Annotated in this window: 19 protein-coding genes; 9 read left to right on the top strand and 10 right to left on the bottom strand. The window is 61.9% G+C overall.

Going from position 1 to position 17,102, the window contains the following annotated elements; genetic code table 11:
• Nucleotides 1–49: 49 nt before the first annotated feature.
• From DSM107133_RS16335 to DSM107133_RS16325, 3 genes are all read right to left on the bottom strand, one after another.
• The gene (locus tag DSM107133_RS16335) at nt 50–955 is read right to left on the bottom strand and encodes a LysR family transcriptional regulator (protein ID WP_114293164.1); all 906 of its coding nucleotides are present in this window, start codon (nt 953–955) and stop codon (nt 50–52) included.
• 345 nt (nt 956–1,300) lie between these two features.
• Nucleotides 1,301–2,239 (bottom strand): zinc transporter ZntB, encoded by a 939-nt coding sequence (locus DSM107133_RS16330; protein WP_114293163.1) that lies wholly within the window; start codon nt 2,237–2,239, stop codon nt 1,301–1,303.
• A 3-nt stretch (nt 2,240–2,242) separates the two neighbouring features.
• Complete coding sequence (locus DSM107133_RS16325; protein WP_114293162.1) at nt 2,243–2,929, bottom strand: winged helix-turn-helix domain-containing protein; 687 nt, start codon at nt 2,927–2,929, stop codon at nt 2,243–2,245.
• 74 nt (nt 2,930–3,003) lie between these two features.
• On the opposite strand from DSM107133_RS16325, the gene DSM107133_RS16320 reads away from it, so the two are divergent.
• Nucleotides 3,004–3,309 (top strand): NIPSNAP family protein, encoded by a 306-nt coding sequence (locus tag DSM107133_RS16320; RefSeq protein WP_028957032.1) that lies wholly within the window; start codon nt 3,004–3,006, stop codon nt 3,307–3,309.
• A complete protein-coding gene (locus DSM107133_RS16315; protein WP_114293161.1) occupies nt 3,306–3,668 on the top strand; it encodes an antibiotic biosynthesis monooxygenase in 363 nt (120 codons plus the stop codon). The genes DSM107133_RS16320 and DSM107133_RS16315 overlap by 4 nt, the downstream gene beginning before the upstream one ends.
• Nucleotides 3,669–3,789: 121 nt before the next feature.
• Here the strand turns inward: DSM107133_RS16315 and DSM107133_RS16310 are convergent, their stop codons facing one another.
• Nucleotides 3,790–5,820, bottom strand: coding sequence for an NADPH-dependent 2,4-dienoyl-CoA reductase (locus DSM107133_RS16310; RefSeq protein ID WP_114293160.1), 2,031 nt, complete (start codon nt 5,818–5,820; stop codon nt 3,790–3,792).
• A 110-nt stretch (nt 5,821–5,930) separates the two neighbouring features.
• On the opposite strand from DSM107133_RS16310, the gene DSM107133_RS16305 reads away from it, so the two are divergent.
• Complete coding sequence (locus DSM107133_RS16305) at nt 5,931–6,413, top strand: RNA pyrophosphohydrolase (RefSeq protein ID WP_114293159.1); 483 nt, start codon at nt 5,931–5,933, stop codon at nt 6,411–6,413.
• Nucleotides 6,414–6,415: 2 nt separating this feature from the next.
• On the opposite strand, the gene DSM107133_RS16300 is transcribed toward DSM107133_RS16305, so the two are convergent.
• From DSM107133_RS16300 to nth, 3 genes are read right to left on the bottom strand one after another with little or no spacing between them, the layout of a single operon-like run.
• Nucleotides 6,416–7,012, bottom strand: a complete 597-nt coding sequence (locus DSM107133_RS16300; protein WP_114293158.1) for a GNAT family N-acetyltransferase — start codon at nt 7,010–7,012, stop codon at nt 6,416–6,418.
• Nucleotides 7,012–8,001, bottom strand: coding sequence for an adenosine kinase (locus DSM107133_RS16295; RefSeq protein ID WP_114293157.1), 990 nt, complete (start codon nt 7,999–8,001; stop codon nt 7,012–7,014). Before DSM107133_RS16295 ends, DSM107133_RS16300 begins: the two co-directional genes overlap by 1 nt.
• Nucleotides 7,998–8,642 carry an endonuclease III gene (nth, locus tag DSM107133_RS16290; protein ID WP_114293156.1) on the bottom strand — a complete coding sequence of 215 codons (645 nt, stop codon included), beginning with the start codon at nt 8,640–8,642 and terminating at the stop codon, nt 7,998–8,000. Before nth ends, DSM107133_RS16295 begins: the two co-directional genes overlap by 4 nt.
• Before the next feature lie 151 nt (nt 8,643–8,793).
• Between nth and DSM107133_RS16285 the strand changes: the two genes are divergently transcribed.
• From DSM107133_RS16285 to DSM107133_RS16270, 4 genes are all read left to right on the top strand, one after another.
• Nucleotides 8,794–9,471: a Hint domain-containing protein gene (locus DSM107133_RS16285; protein WP_114293155.1), complete on the top strand. Its 678-nt coding sequence runs from the start codon at nt 8,794–8,796 to the stop codon at nt 9,469–9,471.
• Between the two features lie 51 nt (nt 9,472–9,522).
• On the top strand, nt 9,523–10,377 hold the full coding sequence (locus tag DSM107133_RS16280; protein WP_114293154.1) for a bifunctional helix-turn-helix domain-containing protein/methylated-DNA--[protein]-cysteine S-methyltransferase: 855 nt from the start codon (nt 9,523–9,525) through the stop codon (nt 10,375–10,377).
• Nucleotides 10,378–10,576: 199 nt separating this feature from the next.
• Nucleotides 10,577–11,245, top strand: coding sequence for an OmpA family protein (locus tag DSM107133_RS16275; protein ID WP_114293153.1), 669 nt, complete (start codon nt 10,577–10,579; stop codon nt 11,243–11,245).
• A gap of 111 nt (nt 11,246–11,356) precedes the next feature.
• A complete protein-coding gene (locus DSM107133_RS16270; RefSeq protein ID WP_114293152.1) occupies nt 11,357–11,899 on the top strand; it encodes an NADPH-dependent FMN reductase in 543 nt (180 codons plus the stop codon).
• Here the strand turns inward: DSM107133_RS16270 and DSM107133_RS16265 are convergent.
• Nucleotides 11,896–12,297 carry a VOC family protein gene (locus DSM107133_RS16265; protein WP_114293151.1) on the bottom strand — a complete coding sequence of 134 codons (402 nt, stop codon included), beginning with the start codon at nt 12,295–12,297 and terminating at the stop codon, nt 11,896–11,898. The two genes, DSM107133_RS16270 and DSM107133_RS16265, sit on opposite strands and share 4 nt — an antisense overlap.
• Nucleotides 12,298–12,467: 170 nt before the next feature.
• Nucleotides 12,468–13,496, bottom strand: a complete 1,029-nt coding sequence (locus DSM107133_RS16260; RefSeq protein WP_114293150.1) for an FAD-dependent oxidoreductase — start codon at nt 13,494–13,496, stop codon at nt 12,468–12,470.
• 57 nt (nt 13,497–13,553) lie between these two features.
• Here DSM107133_RS16260 and mnmD point away from each other — a divergent pair, with 57 nt between their 5' ends.
• Together mnmD and DSM107133_RS16250 are read left to right on the top strand one after the other, a co-directional pair.
• Entirely contained in the window at nt 13,554–14,213 is a 660-nt protein-coding gene (gene mnmD, locus DSM107133_RS16255; protein ID WP_114293149.1) for a tRNA (5-methylaminomethyl-2-thiouridine)(34)-methyltransferase MnmD, read from the top strand.
• Entirely contained in the window at nt 14,210–15,079 is an 870-nt protein-coding gene (locus DSM107133_RS16250; RefSeq protein ID WP_114293148.1) for a DMT family transporter, read from the top strand. The genes mnmD and DSM107133_RS16250 overlap by 4 nt, the downstream gene beginning before the upstream one ends.
• Here DSM107133_RS16250 and DSM107133_RS16245 read toward each other — a convergent pair.
• Nucleotides 15,044–17,017, bottom strand: coding sequence for a lytic transglycosylase domain-containing protein (locus DSM107133_RS16245; RefSeq protein WP_205387801.1), 1,974 nt, complete (start codon nt 17,015–17,017; stop codon nt 15,044–15,046). The genes DSM107133_RS16250 and DSM107133_RS16245 overlap by 36 nt on opposite strands.
• Nucleotides 17,018–17,102: the final 85 nt, after the last annotated feature.

Below are 17,102 nucleotides of genomic sequence, written 5' to 3'. Positions count from 1 at the left end.
AAACCCCGCACTGGGGCGGGGCTTTCTGCGAGGTAACTTTTGGTCGGGTTTACCAGTCGGATGGACCCTTGTCGGCAAACTCATGCACGAGAAAGTCGATGAACGCGCGCACTTTGGGCTGGGTAAACCGGCCCGGCGGATAGACGGCATAGATGCCCTGACTGTCCATCGGCAGGTCGGGCATTGCGTCCTCGACCAGACCTTTTTCCATTGCATCCGCATACAGGAACGACGGCAGATAGGCGATGCCCAGACCCGACACAGCGGCGTTCAGCAAGGATTGCCCGTCGTTGACCGACAGCCAGCCCGCAGTGCGCACCTGACGTTTTTCGCCAGACGGAGCGGTCAGCTTCCACACGTTGCCCGAGGACTGGTTGGAATAATGCAGCAGTTTGTGATTGTTCAGATCGTCGATTTTTTCCGGCTTGCCGTATTTCGCGAAATAGGCGGGCGAGGCAATCATGCGTTTGGTGGTTTCCGTCAACTTGCGGGCGCGCAGGGTGCTGTCTTCCAGCTCGCCGATGCGCACGGCCATGTCGAACCCTTCCGAGATCAGTTCGACATAGCGGTTGTTCAGCACCATGTTGACGGTGATGTCGGGGAAATCTTCAAGGAATGAGGACAGGGCCGGTGACAGATGATTAACGCCAAAATCGGTTGCCACACTGATCCGCAGCAGGCCGGACGGGGCAGATTGCATCGACGTGACCAGCGCATCAGCCTCGCCTGCGTCATTCAGCACGCGGCGCGCGCGGTCATAATAGGCAAGTCCGATTTCGGTCGGCGACACGCGGCGCGTGGTGCGGTTCAGCAGGCGCGCCCCAAGGCGCGCTTCCAGCGACGAGACGTGCTTGGACACGGCCGATTTGGAGATTCCCATCTTCTTGGCCGCGTCAGTGAATCCTCCCTGATCCACAACTGTGGCAAAGGCTTCCATTTCTGTTAGGCGGTCCATGCCGTCCCCTTCTCTCGGTATTCGGTTTCTAACCCCGTGTATCGCGCCCAATCACGGCAAGATCGGGGCAAGGGTGGGATAATCTTGGGGTTATTCGGGACATCGTTGCAGGCGCGGAAACGCGAGAACGCTGTGTTTCTGTTGGGGGCTAATTCGAATATCTATTTGATATTAATCGGAAAAGTTAGCGTGTATTGTGATTTTCGACCGCAATCCAGGCGCGAGTCGATGTCACAATTGCTTGCAACAAGAGTCATTCGAGAATTTCAGCAATGACATTGTCTGCTCACATTTTCCAGATTTTCGGCATAATGATTCATCAGGCCGACAGGGCGTGGCGGGCACTTATATCCACTTGAGCCAACGCATGATCACAAACGACACCAAAGTGATCGCGATCATTGACAGACATAGAATTGTGAAGGCAAGGGGGCTGTTAATACCCGGCATTCCACCCACGTTGACGCCAAACAGGCCTGTGATGAAACTCAAGGGCAAAAATATCCCGGCGATGATACTCAGGATATAGCTGTTGCGGTTCTGCACATTGGCAGCTTGAGCGGCGTGGTGGTCGTTGATCGCGGTCAGGCGGCTCTGAAGCCCGTCCAGTTCCTCGACGGTCAGCATTGCAAGGTTGGCCAGTTCGCGGCGGTGCAGCGGGCTGTTGCCAGCGGGCGTGTCAGTGGCGGCCAGCGCCATCAGCGCGTCGCGTTGCGGGCCCAGATAGCGGCGCAGGCGGATCGCGGTGCGGCGCAGTTCGGCCAGGTTTTCGGGCAGCGGTGCATTATCGTCATCGTGGATGGCGTCCTCCAGATCGTCAACCTCGTCAGCCAACTCGAACACGGTGTTTTGCACACGTTCGGTCAACCGGCTGGCCAGCGCTTCGACAAAGGCGGCGCTGCTGTTGGGGCCGCCCCCTTTTTCCAAGGCCTTGCGAATGTCCTCGATGGCAAAGACGCGGCGCATGCGCACGGTCACCACGGTTTGATCGGTGACCCACATCCGTACGGCGACCATCTGGTCTGCTGGTCCGTCAGAGTTCAGGTTCACGCCGCGCAGGTTCAGCATCAGCCCGTCGTCATGCACATCGCAGCGTGGCCGGGTTTCGGTTTGCAACAAGGCACCTGCGGGGATCGGGTGCAGATGCGCGTTGGCCCATTGCGGCAGTTCAGGGTCCTTCAGGTCGAAGTGGAACCAGCGGTAGCCGCTGAGGCCGGTGGGCGATGTGTCGGTCGTGGGGGTCGCGGTGCCGTCGGGCAGGATGTCGTAGATATAGAGAGGCATGGATCAGTCCAGTTTCGCAAATGTCGCGTCAAAGGCGGCGCGGCCCTTGGGGGTAAAGCGGATGATACGGGTGTTCGGCACGCGGGATGCCCAGCCCAGTGTCTCGAAATGGGACAGCAAAGCACGCCCCAGTTTGCCCGCCAGATGCGAGCGGCGTGCGCTCCAGTCCAGACATTCGCGGCACATCGGCGCGCGGGATTGTGCAAGCGCATCAAGCGGCAGGCCAAGGCGCTGCATCAGATCCATGCCAGTGTCGGTCAGGTCCAGACCGTCGGGGCCGGTGGCGATCTGCCCCTTGGTCAGAAGCGCACGAAACATCTGAACGCCAGTGTCGCCCGCAAGGTGGTTGTAGCAGACCCGCGCGGTGCGCAGTTCGATATCCTTTGGCCCCTGGCGGGTGCGCAGATGGCCGTGGTTCGCGGCCAGCCCCATCATCGCCTCGATGGTATGTGCGACCTCTTCTGTGGCCAGCGCGAAATAGCGATGCCGCCCCTGTTTGCGGCGCAACAGCAGCCCGCCCTGTTCCAGCTTGGCCAGATGCGACGAGGCTGTCGCAGCGGTCACGCCCGCCTCTGCGGCCAGTTCAGATGCGGTCAGTGCACGCCCTGACATCAGCGCTGTCAGGATGTTGGCGCGTGCGGGGTCGCCCATCAGCATGGCGATCTGGGTGAAATCGGGGCCTTCTTTCATAGTTTGATGCTAGTCGAAGCATTTGCGTGCGGCAATCGTCTATCAGTGCCTGAGCAACCGAAGGAGAATGACCGATGCTGACCTGTGTAATCCGATATCAGATTGACCCCACGCAACACGATGCCTTTGCGCAATATGCCCGCAACTGGGGGCAGGCGATCCCGCGCTGTGGTGCCGACCTTGTGGGGTATTTCGCCCCGCATGAGGGGTCGTCCACGCTGGCCTATGGCATTTATCATGTGAAATCGCTGGCGGACTACGAAGCCTATCGGGCACGTTTGGCCGAAGACCCGCTGGGGCGGGAAAACTATGCCTTTGCGCAGTCGCAGAAGTTTCTGCTGCGCGAGGACAGGACGTGGTTGAGAAAGGTATCGGGATGATTGCTGTTATATTTGAAGTTGAGCCCGCAGAGGGCAAGCGCGACGCCTATCTGGACATCGCGGCGGCGATGCGTCCGCTGGTGGATCAGGTCGAGGGGTTTCTGGGCGTCGAGCGATTCGAGAGCCTGACGACGCCGGGCAAGCTGTTGTCGCTGTCGTTCTTCGAGGACGAGGCAGCGGTGGAACGCTGGCGGACGCTGACCGCGCATCGCGGGGCGCAGAGCAAGGGGCGGGGTGGTGTCTTTGCCGACTACCGTTTGCGTGTGGCGCATGTGATCCGGGATTACGGGATGTTTGACCGCGCAGAGGCCCCCGAGGACAGCCGCGCGGCGCATGGCGGATCGGAGCAGAGCGCCTGACGGCGCACGCGATGCTTTGCGCCTTGCGGCGGTTTCTTTTGTTTGCGCCTTGCGGCGCAGCGAGGGGGCTTTCGGCCCCCTCACACTCCCCCCGAGGATATTTGCAGCCAAAAGAAGGGGCTCAGAGTGTCGCGGCGAGCCGCGTGCCCTGGTCGATGGCGCGTTTCGCGTCGAGTTCTGCGGCCACGTCAGCCCCGCCAATGACGTGGCATGTGGTGCCCTGTTGTTCCAGCGCATCGGCAAGGCTGCGGTCGGGCAGCTGGCCCGCGCACAGAACGATGGTCTCGGCGGCGATGGTCTGCGGGTTTTCGCGGGCTTCGCCGAACGAGACATGCAGGCCGTCGGCGTCGATGCGTTCATAATTCACACCGCCGACAAAATTGACCTCTTTCATCTTCAGCGCGGCGCGGTGAATCCAGCCGGTGGTCTTGCCCAGACGTTTGCCGTGCTTTTCCGCCTTGCGTTGCAGCAAGGTGATGGCGCGGGCGGGGTGGCCGGGTTTGGGGCCATCGGGGTTCAGGCCGCCGCGGTGCTCTGCGGGGTCGGAGACGCCCCATTCGCGCATCCATTCGGGTAGGTGTTCGGTGGTGCTGTGGCCGTCTTCCTCGGACAGGAATTCGGATACGTCAAAGCCGATACCGCCCGCGCCGACAACGGCGACGGATTTGCCGACAGGTTTCTTGTGGCGTAGCACGTCGATGTAATCCAGCACGTTGGCGCCATCCTGACCGGGGATCGCAGGATCGCGGGGCAGGACGCCGGTGGCGATGATAACCTCGTCAAACCCTTTCAGCATGTCCGGCGTGGCGGTGGTGCCGAGTTTCGTGGTGATGCCCAGAGTGTCGACCATGGTGCGATACCAGTCGACCAGCCCCCAGAACTCTTCCTTGCCGGGGATTTGCTTGGCCATGTTCAACTGCCCGCCGACCTCGTCTGACTTGTCAAACAAGGTCACGCTGTGCCCGCGTTGGGCGGCGGTGATAGCGGTGGACAGGCCTGCGGGACCTGCGCCGACGACGGCGATTGATTTTGGGGTGTCGGTTGGCGTGATCGGCAGTTCGGTTTCATAGCAGGCCAGCGGGTTCACCAGGCACGAGCTGATCTTGCCGCCAAAGGTGTGGTCCAGACAGGCCTGATTGCAGGCGATGCAGGGCGCGATCTGCGCAGCCTTGTCTGCGGCGGCCTTGGACACGAAATGCGGGTCGGCCAGCATCGGGCGGGCCATCGACACCATGTCGGCGCAGCCCGTCGACAGGACCTCCTCTGCGACCTCGGGGGTGTTGATGCGGTTTGACGTGATGATGGGAATGTTCACCTGACCCATCAGTTTCTTGGTGACCCATGCAAAGGCCGCGCGCGGGACCGAGGTGGCGATGGTCGGGATGCGCGCCTCGTGCCAGCCGATGCCGGTGTTGATGATGGTGGCCCCCGCTTTTTCGATTTCCTTGGCCAGTTGCACGACCTCGTCAAAGGTCGATCCATCGGGCACAAGGTCGATCATCGACAGGCGGTAGATGATGATAAAGTCATCGCCCACGGCTTCGCGGGTGCGGCGGACCACTTCGATCGGCAGGCGCATGCGGTTTTCATAGGAACCGCCCCAGCGGTCGGTGCGCTTGTTGGTGTGGGTCACAAGGAACTGGTTCAGGAAATACCCCTCGGACCCCATGATTTCGACCCCGTCATAGCCGGCCTCGCGGGCGCGGGCGGCGGTGTTGACGATGTCGCTGATCTGTTTCTCGATGCCTTCTTCGTCCAGCTCGTTCGGCGGGAAGGGGGAAATCGGGGATTTGACGGGGCTGGGCGCCACGCACTTGGGGCTGAAGGCATAGCGGCCCGCGTGCAGGATCTGCATCGCGATCTTGCCGCCTGCCGCGTGGACACGGTCGGTGACGACGCTGTGATTCTTGATGTCTTCGTCCGTCGCCAGCATTGCGGCACCGGGTGCGACCGACCCTTCCATGTTGGGGCCGATGCCCCCTGTCACCATCAGGCCCACATCGCCGCGCGCACGTTCGGCGTAGAACTCTGCGACACGGTTCCAGTCCTTGGTTTCCTCAAGGCCGGTGTGCATGGACCCCATGAGCACGCGGTTCTTCAAAGTGGTAAAGCCAAGGTCGAGCGGGGCGAGCATGTGGCGGTAAGCTGTCATGGAATCCTCCGGCGGTATGATTTCGCGCTATTTCGCCCCAGTTGGGCGGGAATGTCATGTGCAACGCGGCGTAAGGCAATATATCACAGCCCAAACGACAGGAGAGTACGATGACACCGGAAGAGATTAACGCGCTGCCATACCGGCGCAATGTGGGCGTGATGCTGGTCAATGCGGCGGGGCAGGTCTGGGTCGGGCAGCGTCATGACCGGTTCCGTGAATTCTGGCAGATGCCACAGGGTGGCGTGGACAAGGGCGAGGATGCCCGAGCAGCCGCCCTGCGCGAACTGGAGGAAGAGACCGGCATCCCGTCGTCATTGGTCGAGGTCGAGGCTGAAACAGCGGGCTGGTTGCCCTATGATCTGCCGCACGATGTGGTGCCGGACATCTGGGGCGGCAAGTATCGCGGGCAAGAGCAGAAGTGGTTCCTGCTGCGGTTCAAAGGGGCGGACGGGGATGTGAACATCGCCACCGAGCATCCCGAATTTGTCGCATGGAAGTGGGTCGCGCCCGCGCAGGTGGTGGACGGCATCGTGCCGTTCAAGCGCGATGTTTACGCCGCCGTGTTGGCCGAATTCGAAACCTATCTGTGACCCTAAGGGGCCAACAGCGGCACATGCGGGGCCAGCGCGTCGTCAAACCCTTTGGCCACGCGCGGGTCGTCGTCGATTTCGACCTGTTGGCGGATCGGCGTAAACCCTGCACGGCGGTAGAACCCCAGCGCCTGCGGACTGTCCAGCGTGCAGGTGTGGACGTGAAAGCGGTTGATGTCGCGCGCCCATGCCTGATCAATCGCGACGTCCATCAGGTAACGCCCTGCACCAAGGCCGATCAGGTCCGGGGTAACGCCGAAGAATGCCAGCTCGCATTCCCCTGACACGCGGAAATCCAGTTCCAGCAGGGCGGCGTCGGTGCTGCCTTTGGATAGGGTCCAGATGGCGACATCGTCGCTGTGAATGATCGCGGCCAGTGCATCGTCGGACAGGCCACGGCGCGAGAACCACAGCCAGTCTTCACCCACCGCCTGAAAGATGCGGCGATACCAGTCCAGATCCGGCTTTTCCATGCGGCGCAGGGTCCAGCCCTGAGGGGCAGTGCGCCCCGAGATGTCGGCACGCGCGCGCATTTCCAGATGCGTGACCACTGTGGCGATCTTGCCCAGCGGTACGTCATGCATTCCGTTTTCCAGCATCAGACCAGACCTTCCTTGCGGAACACCTCCATCATGTCCGCTTCGGGGCGGGGACCGATGTGGCTGATAACCTCGGCAGCACAGGCGTTGCCCATGCGCCCGCAGGTGGCCAGATCGCGCCCCGAGGCGAGACCAAACAGGAAGCCGGCGGCAAACTGGTCGCCCGCACCCGTGGCATCGACCGGCACAACCTTGGTCACCGGCACGTCCACCCGTTCGCTGTTGCGGATCAGGGTCACGCCATCGCCCGAACGGGTGCAGACCACGGTGGGGCACATGGCGGCGGTCTTGCCCAAGGCTGCTTCAAGGTCGTCGGTTTCGAACAGCGACTTGATTTCGGCCTCGTTGCCAATGACATAGTCCAGTTCTTCGCCGATCATGCGCAGGAAATCGGCGCGGTGGCGGTCAACACAAAAGGGGTCGGAAATGGCGATGCCCGACATGCCCCCCGCCGCGCGGGTCAGCCGCGACGCTTGCAGGAACGCCTGTTTGCCATGGTCCTTGTCGAACAGATACCCTTCGAGGAACATGATCTTGGCCGCCGAGGCGACAGCGTCGGGCACATCGGCCGGGCCCAGATCGGTGGAGATGCCCAGATAGGTGTTCATCGACCGTTCGCCATCGGGCGACACAAAGATCATCGAGCGTGACGTGGGCAGATCGCCGCCCGCAACCGGTGCGTTGACAAATTCGGTGCCCACACCGGTCATCGCGTCGGCGTAGAACCGGCCCAGAACGTCATCGTTCACCCGTCCGATAAAGGCGGTCTTCATACCCAGCGCACCGACGCCTGCAAGCGTGTTGGCCACCGATCCGCCGGGGGTCTGCAAGCGGTCGTTCATTGCGCCGTACAGCACTTCGGCGCGGTCGCGTTCAATCAGCTGCATGATGCCTTTTTCGATGCCCATGTTGCCCAGAAACTGGTCGTCGGCATGCGAGATGACATCGACAACGGCGTTGCCGATGCCAACAAGTTCATATTGTGTCATTGGGTCTTGTCCTCGAATTGGCAGAGATCGCGGATGATACAGGTGCGGCACTGGGGCTTGCGGGCCTTGCAGTGATAGCGTCCGTGCAGGATCATCCAGTGGTGTGCATGTTGCTGGAATTCAGCGGGAATATTGTCTTCGATGGCGCGTTCAACCGCGTCCACGGTTTTGCCGGGGGCGATGCCCGAACGGTTGCCCAGACGGAAAATGTGCGTATCGACCGCCTGCGCGGGATAGTTCCACCACATGTTCAGCACCACGTTGGCCGTCTTGCGCCCGACGCCCGGCAGCGATTGCAGCGCGGCGCGGGACGAGGGCACGACGCCACCATAGTCGTCCACCAGAATCTGGCTGAGCTTCATCACGTTCTTGGCCTTTTGGCGGAACAGGCCGATGGTCTTGATATGCTCGGTCAGACCTTCCAGCCCCAGGTCCAGCATCTTTTGCGGCGTGTCCACCACCGCGAACAGCGATTTCGTGGCCTTGTTGACCCCCGCGTCGGTGGCCTGCGCACTCAGCGCCACGGCGACCACCAGCGTATAGGCGTTGGTGTGATCCAGCTCGCCCTTGGGTTCGGGGTCTGCATCACGGAAGCGGTCGAAGATCTGATAGATCGTGTGATAATCAAGCTGTTTTACCATTGTTCTCCTATGCGGGTTTTGGCGCGGGCGGGCAAGCGCGCAACCGGAAAATCCCGACAATCCTATCTAGTGCGTGTTCCTTTGGTCAGGTCCTTTTAAGTATTGGGCGATATCCGTCGGCGGGTCGAAGGTTACAGAGGACGCCGGAAAGATGCGTGCAACGACAGGGCCAGACGCGAACAGAACGGACATATCGCGGGACGCGGCGGTGTTAACCAGCTTTGGTCCCGGAACGATGGTGCTGACCGAAGAGGGCGAGGTGCCTGTCGAATGGCTGGACAGCCAGCACATGTTGGTCACGCGCGATCACGGCCTGCAACCCATCTTGCGGATCAACCGGATCCGTTTGTTGCGCTCGGACCTGAACCGGCATCCCGAAATTGCCCCTGTGGTCTTGCCGCCTGAATCGTTTGGTCGGGGCGTGCCGGTGCATCATGTGCGGCTGTCACCGAATTCGCTGGTGCTGTACCAGTCGTGGCGGGCCGAATTGCACTATGGATCAAATGAAGTGCTGGTGCCGGGGGCTGCGATGGCCCAGCAGATGCCGCTGCGTCGTCCGGGGGATTCGGTATTTGTCTACACACAAATCTTGATGCAGCAGCACGAGCTGCTGAATGTCGAGGCGATGTGGGTCGGGTCGCTGTTCATTGCCGACCTGAACGTCATTTCGACCATTCACGACCCGATGTTGGCCGCCGCGCTGGGCAAAGCCCCCATGATCGCGGCGCGGCCGATCCTGACGCTGGCCGAAGCGGGGGCGTTGATCGCTCAGGATTTGGGCAAGGATCTGCCGGAACACCGCCGTGATACACCGCAAAAGAGAATTTGATTGCGCAGCTTTCGGGTCGCTGTGGCGCGGATCTCGCGTTAGATTTGGGTCATGGAACAGCACACAGAAACCGACACAGGTTACCATTATAATATCGTGCGGCGCGCGATCGAACTGGTGGATGACAAGGGCAACAACCTGACGCTGGACGATCTGGCGCGCGAAATGGGCATGAGCCCGGCCCATTTTCAGCGGGTCTTTAGCCGCTGGGTGGGCGTGTCGCCCAAGCGTTATCAGCAATATCTGGCGCTGGGACATGCCAAGGCGCTTCTGGCAGAACGGTTCACCACGCTGGAGACCGCCCTTGCCGCCGGCCTGTCGGGTGGCGGGCGGTTGCATGACCTGTTCTTGCGCTGGGAGGCGATGAGCCCGGGTGACTATGCCAAGGGCGGCGCGGGGCTGACGATATACTGGGGCTGGTTCGAAAGCCCCTTTGGCCCCGCCGTGGTCATGGGCACTGACAAGGGCATTTGCGGCATGGGTTTCGCGGCAGAAACAGGCGAAGCCGCAGCCCTGGAGGATCTGGTTGCGCGCTGGCCCGCCGCCCGTTTTGTCGAAGACCCGATGCGTCTGCGCCCCTGGGCGCTTGCGGCCTTTGGCGCGGCGGATGCGAAACTGGAAACCGCGCCGCTGTACCTGATCGGTGCGCCGTTCCAGATCAAGGTGTGGGAAGCGTTGCTGCGCATCCCCTCGGGCCATGTCACGACATATTCCGAAATTGCCCAAAGCATTGGCAGCCCGCGTGCGGTGCGCGCTGTGGGCACCGCCGTGGGGCGCAATCCGGTCAGCTGGCTGATCCCCTGCCACCGTGCGCTGCGTAAATCGGGCGGGTTGGGTGGTTATCACTGGGGCTTGCCGGTGAAACGGGCGATGCTGGCCTATGAATCGGCCCGCGCCGAAGCTTGAATTGCGAAAGTGGCGGGCCGACGCGGGGGCCAGCCCCCCGCCGCTTGCGCGTCGTCCCCCGGGATTATTGGAACCAGAGAAGCAGGCGGGTTCTTGCCGAGTTTGAACTTCCCTTATTTTTGTAGGGAACAAGCCTATATATGAGAACGTTGATCAAAACATGCCCTGCCCGAACGGGGCCCAACCAAGGCAGTATGATATGACGTTTTCGAAAATTTCCATTGCAGCGGTCCTGATGGGCAGCATGGCGCTGACAGCCTGTACCGCTCCGGGCCAGTTGGGTGGCAACCCAAATGACCCCAAACGCAACACCAAGTCCGGTGCCCTTGCGGGTGCGGCTGCGGGCGCATTGCTGGGCGCCGCTGTCAGTGATGACGGCGACCGTGGCGACGGTGCGCTGATCGGTGCCGTCCTGGGCGGCGCTGTGGGCGCGGGGGTCGGCTATAGTCTGGACAAGCAAGAAGCCGAGTTGCGCCAGTCGCTGGACAACAACGTGCAGATCACCAACACGGGTGACCGTCTGATTGTGACCCTGCCGCAGGATATCCTGTTTGCAACTGACAGCTTTGCCGTCCGCCAGGGCCTGCGCGACGATCTGGCCTCGGTGGCCGCCAGCCTGCAACGCTATCCGGGCAGCACCGTTCAGGTGGTCGGACATACCGACAGCGATGGTGACGCGGCCTATAACCAACAGCTGAGCGAACGGCGTGCGAATGCCGTGGCTGATGTGTTGATGCAGAACGGCGTGCCCTATTCGCGTATCCAGGCCTTTGGCCGCGGCGAATCGCAACCCGTCGCCACCAACCTGAATGCCGCAGGCAAGGCGCAGAACCGTCGCGTAGAGATCGTGATTTTGCCCAACGCCTGATGCGACCTGCATCATGATGTATAACGAAAGAGGGCGTGGCAATGCTGCGCCCTCTTGCTATTGCACTGACCCGCCACATCTTTTGGCGGAAGTCATTGAAAAGGAGGCGACATGACCACGCCAAGACTATTGGGACTTTCCGGATCGCTGCGTGCGCAATCCTGCAACAGCAAATTGATCCGCGAGGCGGCGCGCCTGTTTGGGGAATGCAGCTTTTCGGAAGCGGACCTGCGGTTTTCGCTGTATGACGGCGACGAAGAGGATGCCAACGGCGTGCCGGAAAACGTGCAGGCTGTTGAACGTCAGATCGCTGATGCCGACGCCGTGGTGATTTCGACGACCGAATACAACAAGGGTCCGTCGGGCGTTTTGAAGAATGCGCTGGACTGGATCAGCCGTTGCGAAGGCAACTGCTGGGCGGGCAAGCCTGTTGCCGTAATGTCTGCCGCTGCGGGCCGTGCAGGCGGCGAGCGGGCGCAGTTGATCTTGCGCAGTTTCATGGTGCCTTTCCGCCCGCGCATCTTGCAGGGGCCGGAAATTCACGTCGCCAGTTGCGCGACCCAATTTGACGATCAAGGCCGGCTGACCGGCGAAATTTACCTAAGGGAACTGGGTCAGCTCATGCAGCAATTGCGCGCCGAGACAAACTGCTAGGCGCGGGTGCTGACCTCAAGCAAGTTGCCGTCAGGGTCGCGGATGTAAAGCGATAGCAGCGGGCCCGTTGCCCCCGTCCGGCTGACGGGCCCCTCTTCGATCGTGATGTTATTGGCCGCGAGATGGGCTTGCCACTCTTCCAGCGGCGTGTCCGAAAGCAGGCACATATCGGTTGTGCCGGGGCCAGGGTAGGCGGCCTTTGGGTCGTATTCCGCACCCCATCGGTGGACGTTGATTTTTTGGCTGCCGAATTTCAATGCATGGCGCTTTGATCCGTCTACGGCGGTGAATCTTTCGACTTTCATTCCAAGGATGTCCGAGTAAAAGGCGAGCGTTTCTTCCAGATCACCAACGGTCAGAACAAGGTGGTCGAGGCTGGCTATTTCAGGGTGTTTCATCAAAAAGGCTTTCGTACCGTGAGAGTCCGGAGCGTGAAACAGATGACGCATATGTGCAAGTGGACGTATCGAATGTGATTGCATGGCTGCTATGCAATTGACGCCGTCCGTGCAGTTGCAGCATGACCTTTGCCATTTTGCCTTTGTCTGCGATGCGCGGCGCGCCTGCCCTATTGCGAAGCTTGCACCTCGAAGCCGGTCGGGATGGTGTTGTCGCTTTCCAGGATCAGCGCGGCCATTGTTTCGGCCACTTTGGGGGCCATGCCAAAACCGATCTTGAAGCCGCCGTTTGCGATAAAGTGGTGGGGGCGGTCCGGCCAGGCCCCCAACATCGGCGCACGCGAGCGCGCGCGGGGGCGCACGCCGGCCCAGCGTTGAATGACCGGCGCATATTCCAGTGCAGGCACGGCGGCGCGGGCGCGGGCAATAATGTTGTCCAGTTGGTCGTCGGGTTGCAGGTGGTCGTATTGGTTTTCCGACGTCGACCCGATGGCGGTGGTGCCATCGGCGTGCGGAATGATGTGCAGCCCTTCGGCGTAAAGCTGTGGCGCGCCGGCCATGTCGTATTGCAGCAGCGCGGCCTGACCCTTTACGCCTGCCCCCATCGGCCGGGGCGCTGTTTTGTTCAGATCTTGCAGCCCCGCGATGCCGGTTGCCCATAGGGTCGGGCCGCCTTCGGGGCCGTCCGTTTCCACCGATATCCCGCGTGAGTCCAGCGCGGCAACCAGTGCTGCGCAAGCCTGTGCCGGATGTAAATGGGCGCTGAGATTGTCAAAGATCAGCTGTCCGGTCGGGCTGTCCGGCGCCCACGGGCCACCCGAGGCCGGTCGCAGGGCCCATTCCGCCTGTCCCTGCCACAGGTCGCGCGCGGTTTCGATCCGTGCCTGTGCCAGCGCCAGCGCGCGGCTATCTGCCACCGGTTGCAAACGACCAGACCGGATATAACCCGAATGCCGCCCGCCCGCGTCCGACACGCCACGCCAAAAGCTGTCGGCCATCAGCAGGCTTTCCAGCTGAAACTGTTTCTTGGGGTTCCAGTTTTCCGGCACATGCGGGGCCAGCGCGCCGACAATGCCCCCCGACGCGCCGGCAGCCGGGCCGTTCGGGTCGATGATGCGCACAGTCGCGCCTTTTTGGGCGCAGACCCATGCAGTGGCGAGGCCGAAGATACCGGCGCCGCGGATGGTGATGTCGGGCATTGCCAAGGATAGAGCCTTTCGCCATGGATGCACTGACGATCCTTACAGGGTGACGGGATGCAGGACCAGCAGGCAGACTTGGAATGGCGGGACGGCGACGTGCCGGTCAGCACACGGTTTGACGACCCTTATTTCAGCCTTGAAAACGGTCTGGACGAAACGCGCCATGTGTTTCTGGCGGGCAACGGCCTGCCTGCGCGTTTCTGTGACGGCTTTCACATTGGCGAGCTGGGCTTTGGCACCGGACTGAATTTTGTGGTGACGCTGGCCGCATGGCGTGCCGCAGGCGTGGCCGGTGTGCTGCGCTTTACCAGTTTCGAAGCTTACCCGATGTCGGTGGACGAAATGGCGCGCGCACTGGGGGCCTTTGGCCTTAGCGACGAAATGGTCGCGGTCTGGAACGGGCGCGGCGGACGGTTCGATTTTGGCGATGCCGTGCTGGAGGTGGTCACAGGTGATGCGCGCGCCACGTTGCCCGCGTGGCAGGGCAAGGCGGATGCGTGGTTTCTGGACGGGTTTTCGCCTGCCAAGAACCCGGAACTGTGGGACGCTGATCTGATGCAGGGCGTGGCCGACCATACGGCAGCGCATGGCACAGTGGCCACCTATACCGCCGCCGGTTTCGTGCGGCGGGGTCTGGAGGCTGCGGGCTTCGATGTCAGCCGGATTTCAGGCTATGGCCGCAAACGGCATATGACAGTGGGAACATTACGATGAGCGCAGGCAATAACACGCGGCTGGGTGTCGGCCTGATGGTGCTGACAACCTTCGTCTTTGCCATGCAGGACGGAATCTCGCGGCATCTGGCGTCGGAATACAATGTGCTGATGGTGGTGATGATCCGCTATTGGTTCTTTGCGGCTTTTGTCGTGGCCATTGCGCGGGCCAAGGCGGGGGGCATCCGCGCCGCCGCGCGCTCGGAGCAGATGGGATTACAGGCGTTTCGCGGTCTGCTGCTGGCCGCCGAGATTTGTGTAATGGTGCTGGCCTTTACCATCCTCGGGCTGGTCGAAAGCCTTGCGGTCTTTACCTGCTATCCCTTGCTGGTGGCGGCGCTGAGCGGCCCTATCCTGGGCGAAAGCGTCGGCTGGCGGCGCTGGTCTGCCATCGCTGTGGGCTTTGTTGGCGTGCTGATTATCCTGCAACCGGGCATTGGCGTGTTCGAACCGGCCGCGGTGATCCCGCTGCTGGCGGCGATGATGTTCGCGCTTTATGGGTTGCTGACACGCTATGTCGCGCGCAAGGACACCTCTGCCACCAGCTTTTTCTGGACCGGCGTTGCGGGGGCCGTAGCCATGACCGGCGTTGGCATCTGGTTCTGGGAGCCGATGGTGCCAGGCGACTGGCTGTGGATGGGCACTCTGTGCGTGACCGGCGCCCTTGGCCACTGGCTGCTGATCCGTGTGTACGAGGTGGCCGAGGCCAGCGCCGTGCAGCCCTTTGCCTATTTGCAGCTGGTGTTCGGCTCGATGATTGGCGTCAGCGTCTTTGGCGAAGTGATCGCGTGGAACGTGGCCACAGGGGCAGGAATCGTGGTGGCGGCGGGGCTATTCACCCTTTGGCGCGAACGCCAAAAGGGTTGAGCCTGTCAGCTCTTGGGTAAAGGGAATTGGCAGCGCTTCCTTGCCCAGTCGCGCGCGATAGACCGGCAGGCTTTCGGTGACGCGCATCACATAGTTGCGGGTCTCGCGAAACGGGATGTTTTCGATCCAGTCGACCACATCCATCTTGCCGTCGCGTGGGTCGCCGTACATCTCCATCCAGCGCAATGGACGCGACGGGCCTGCATTATAGGCGGCTGACATCATCACGACATTGCCTTCGAACCGTCCGGCCAGCGTCGACAGAAAGGATGACCCGAGTTCGGCGTTGTAAACAGGGTCTGAAATCAGCCGGTCTGTCGTATGTTCCGCGCTGCGGCCCAGATTTGCGGCCACTTCTTTGGCTGTGGCAGGCATCAATTGCATCAGCCCGCGCGCGCCCACGCCCGATTGTACCACCGGATCAAATTCGGATTCGCGCCGTGCGATGGCCAGGGCCATTTCGGGCGCAATCGCCAGATCCTGTTCGGTCAGCGGGTGCAGCGGATAGTAAGGCTCGGCCAGCGTGATCCCGCGATAGGCGACAGTCTTGCCGATCATCACGGCCAGATGCGGCTGGCCTGCATCAATCGCGGCCTGCCCCAGTTGCGCGGCCTGCTTTTCGTCCAGTTGGTCGGCCAGATGTGTCCAGAACCGTTCGGCAACGCTCAACTCGCCTGAGGCTTGCAGCAACAGCCCGGCTTCGAACAGCGGGGAATGGATCAGGGGGCTGGTGCGCCAGTCGTCTGTTTCGCCCTGTGGTTTCAGCCCGATGTCAAAGGGCTGGCCCGCCTTCTCGGCGGCAAGAATGCCATAGAATGATGTCTGAAACTGCGCCCCGTCGGCAAAGGCCTGATCCGCAGCGGCCACGTCGCCCAGGGCTTCATAGGCCAGCCCGGTCCAATAGCCCGCCCGGCCCCGTGAAATGGGGCTTTCGATCACGCTGCGGTGGTTTTGGAAATGCTTCAGCGCCGTGGCCGGATCGTTCAGCTTGCGCAGCGCGATATAGCCCGCAATCCATTCCAGATCGGCATAATCGGACCCCGAGGTCAGGAAATGCTGCGCGGCCAGCTGATAGGCCACCTTGGGATCGCCATCGCGCATTTCGTCACGCGCCAGCGCACGGCGCCGGTTCGACCACGCGTCGGGCCGTCCCAGCGCGGCGGCACTGGTCGAGCGTTCGAGGATCAGCGCCTTGGCGTCGTCCCACCGTCCCTTGCGCACCCGCCATTCAAAGCGGGCATGTTGCAGGCCGGCGTCAGATTGCAGGGCGGCGGGCACGGCGGCCAGTTTGGCATCTACATCGTTGCTGCGTTTGGTCAGCGCCACGCGGGCGTCCAGCAATGCCTGATGCCCGGCATCCAGCAGGGGGCGCAACCGCTCTGCCTCGTTCAGCTCGCCCAGCCACAGCATCGTGTCGACACGCGCCTCGTGATGGGGTTTCAGCAGTTCGCTGTGCCTGGTCAGAAACAGGGCCTCTTCGTCGGCATCCATCGGCATCGAGGTCCACGCCAGGACCACACTGGCCTGTGCCTCGCCGGTTTGCCCCTGCTCGGCCATCGCATCGGCATAGGCCAGAACGCCGCGCGGCGTCTTTGGCTCGGCTTCCGCAAAATAGGCGCGCACGGCTGCGGCGCCTTCGGCAATCGCTTCGCCTTCGCCACGGCGGCGCAAATAGTCCATGCCGGGCCAGTCATAGCGGCGTTTGAGGAAATCCATGTACTCGGCGTAGCTGCCGCGCCCTGCACGCAGGCGGTGCCATTCGATGACATCGGCTGCCACCTGACCGTCGCGCGCGGCAAGCCGTTGCGCTGTATCCCAATGACCCGCACGCATTGCATTCATCGCCCAGCCCAACGGGCGCGGCCGCTCGGGTTGAGCGGTTGCCACGGTGGCAAAAAGGCACAGCATCAGGGCAGCGAGGCGGGTGATCACTTGCATTTCCTGTCATGGCAAGGGTAGTGGCTGTAAGCATATGGTCTTGTCGCGACTGTGCAACTCACGACTGCGACAGGATCATGCAATC

It is taken from the genome of Pseudosulfitobacter sp. DSM 107133 (assembly GCF_022788695.1).
Taxonomy (GTDB): Bacteria; Pseudomonadota; Alphaproteobacteria; order Rhodobacterales; family Rhodobacteraceae; genus Pseudosulfitobacter.
The sequence above is the reverse complement of the archived record's forward strand: the minus strand, read 5'-3'. Positions and strand labels throughout refer to the sequence as shown.

Excerpts from the sequence above, each read along its gene's own strand:
- DSM107133_RS16300 (WP_114293158.1), bottom strand. The coding sequence starts at position 7,012 with ATGCTGGAAAACGGAATGCATGACGTACCGCTGGGCAAGATCGCCACA.
- DSM107133_RS16250 (WP_114293148.1), top strand. The coding sequence starts at position 14,210 with ATGAGCGCAGGCAATAACACGCGGCTGGGTGTCGGCCTGATGGTGCTG.
- DSM107133_RS16265 (WP_114293151.1), bottom strand. The coding sequence starts at position 12,297 with ATGAAACACCCTGAAATAGCCAGCCTCGACCACCTTGTTCTGACCGTT.
- DSM107133_RS16320 (WP_028957032.1), top strand. The coding sequence starts at position 3,004 with ATGCTGACCTGTGTAATCCGATATCAGATTGACCCCACGCAACACGAT.
- DSM107133_RS16245 (WP_205387801.1), bottom strand. The coding sequence starts at position 17,017 with ATGCAAGTGATCACCCGCCTCGCTGCCCTGATGCTGTGCCTTTTTGCC.
- DSM107133_RS16305 (WP_114293159.1), top strand. The coding sequence starts at position 5,931 with ATGACACCGGAAGAGATTAACGCGCTGCCATACCGGCGCAATGTGGGC.
- DSM107133_RS16330 (WP_114293163.1), bottom strand. The coding sequence starts at position 2,239 with ATGCCTCTCTATATCTACGACATCCTGCCCGACGGCACCGCGACCCCC.
- nth (WP_114293156.1), bottom strand. The coding sequence starts at position 8,642 with ATGGTAAAACAGCTTGATTATCACACGATCTATCAGATCTTCGACCGC.
- DSM107133_RS16285 (WP_114293155.1), top strand. The coding sequence starts at position 8,794 with ATGCGTGCAACGACAGGGCCAGACGCGAACAGAACGGACATATCGCGG.
- DSM107133_RS16295 (WP_114293157.1), bottom strand. The coding sequence starts at position 8,001 with ATGACACAATATGAACTTGTTGGCATCGGCAACGCCGTTGTCGATGTC.
- DSM107133_RS16280 (WP_114293154.1), top strand. The coding sequence starts at position 9,523 with ATGGAACAGCACACAGAAACCGACACAGGTTACCATTATAATATCGTG.
- DSM107133_RS16270 (WP_114293152.1), top strand. The coding sequence starts at position 11,357 with ATGACCACGCCAAGACTATTGGGACTTTCCGGATCGCTGCGTGCGCAA.
- mnmD (WP_114293149.1), top strand. The coding sequence starts at position 13,554 with ATGCAGGACCAGCAGGCAGACTTGGAATGGCGGGACGGCGACGTGCCG.
- DSM107133_RS16275 (WP_114293153.1), top strand. The coding sequence starts at position 10,577 with ATGACGTTTTCGAAAATTTCCATTGCAGCGGTCCTGATGGGCAGCATG.
- DSM107133_RS16315 (WP_114293161.1), top strand. The coding sequence starts at position 3,306 with ATGATTGCTGTTATATTTGAAGTTGAGCCCGCAGAGGGCAAGCGCGAC.
- DSM107133_RS16260 (WP_114293150.1), bottom strand. The coding sequence starts at position 13,496 with ATGCCCGACATCACCATCCGCGGCGCCGGTATCTTCGGCCTCGCCACT.
- DSM107133_RS16335 (WP_114293164.1), bottom strand. The coding sequence starts at position 955 with ATGGACCGCCTAACAGAAATGGAAGCCTTTGCCACAGTTGTGGATCAG.
- DSM107133_RS16310 (WP_114293160.1), bottom strand. The coding sequence starts at position 5,820 with ATGACAGCTTACCGCCACATGCTCGCCCCGCTCGACCTTGGCTTTACC.
- DSM107133_RS16325 (WP_114293162.1), bottom strand. The coding sequence starts at position 2,929 with ATGAAAGAAGGCCCCGATTTCACCCAGATCGCCATGCTGATGGGCGAC.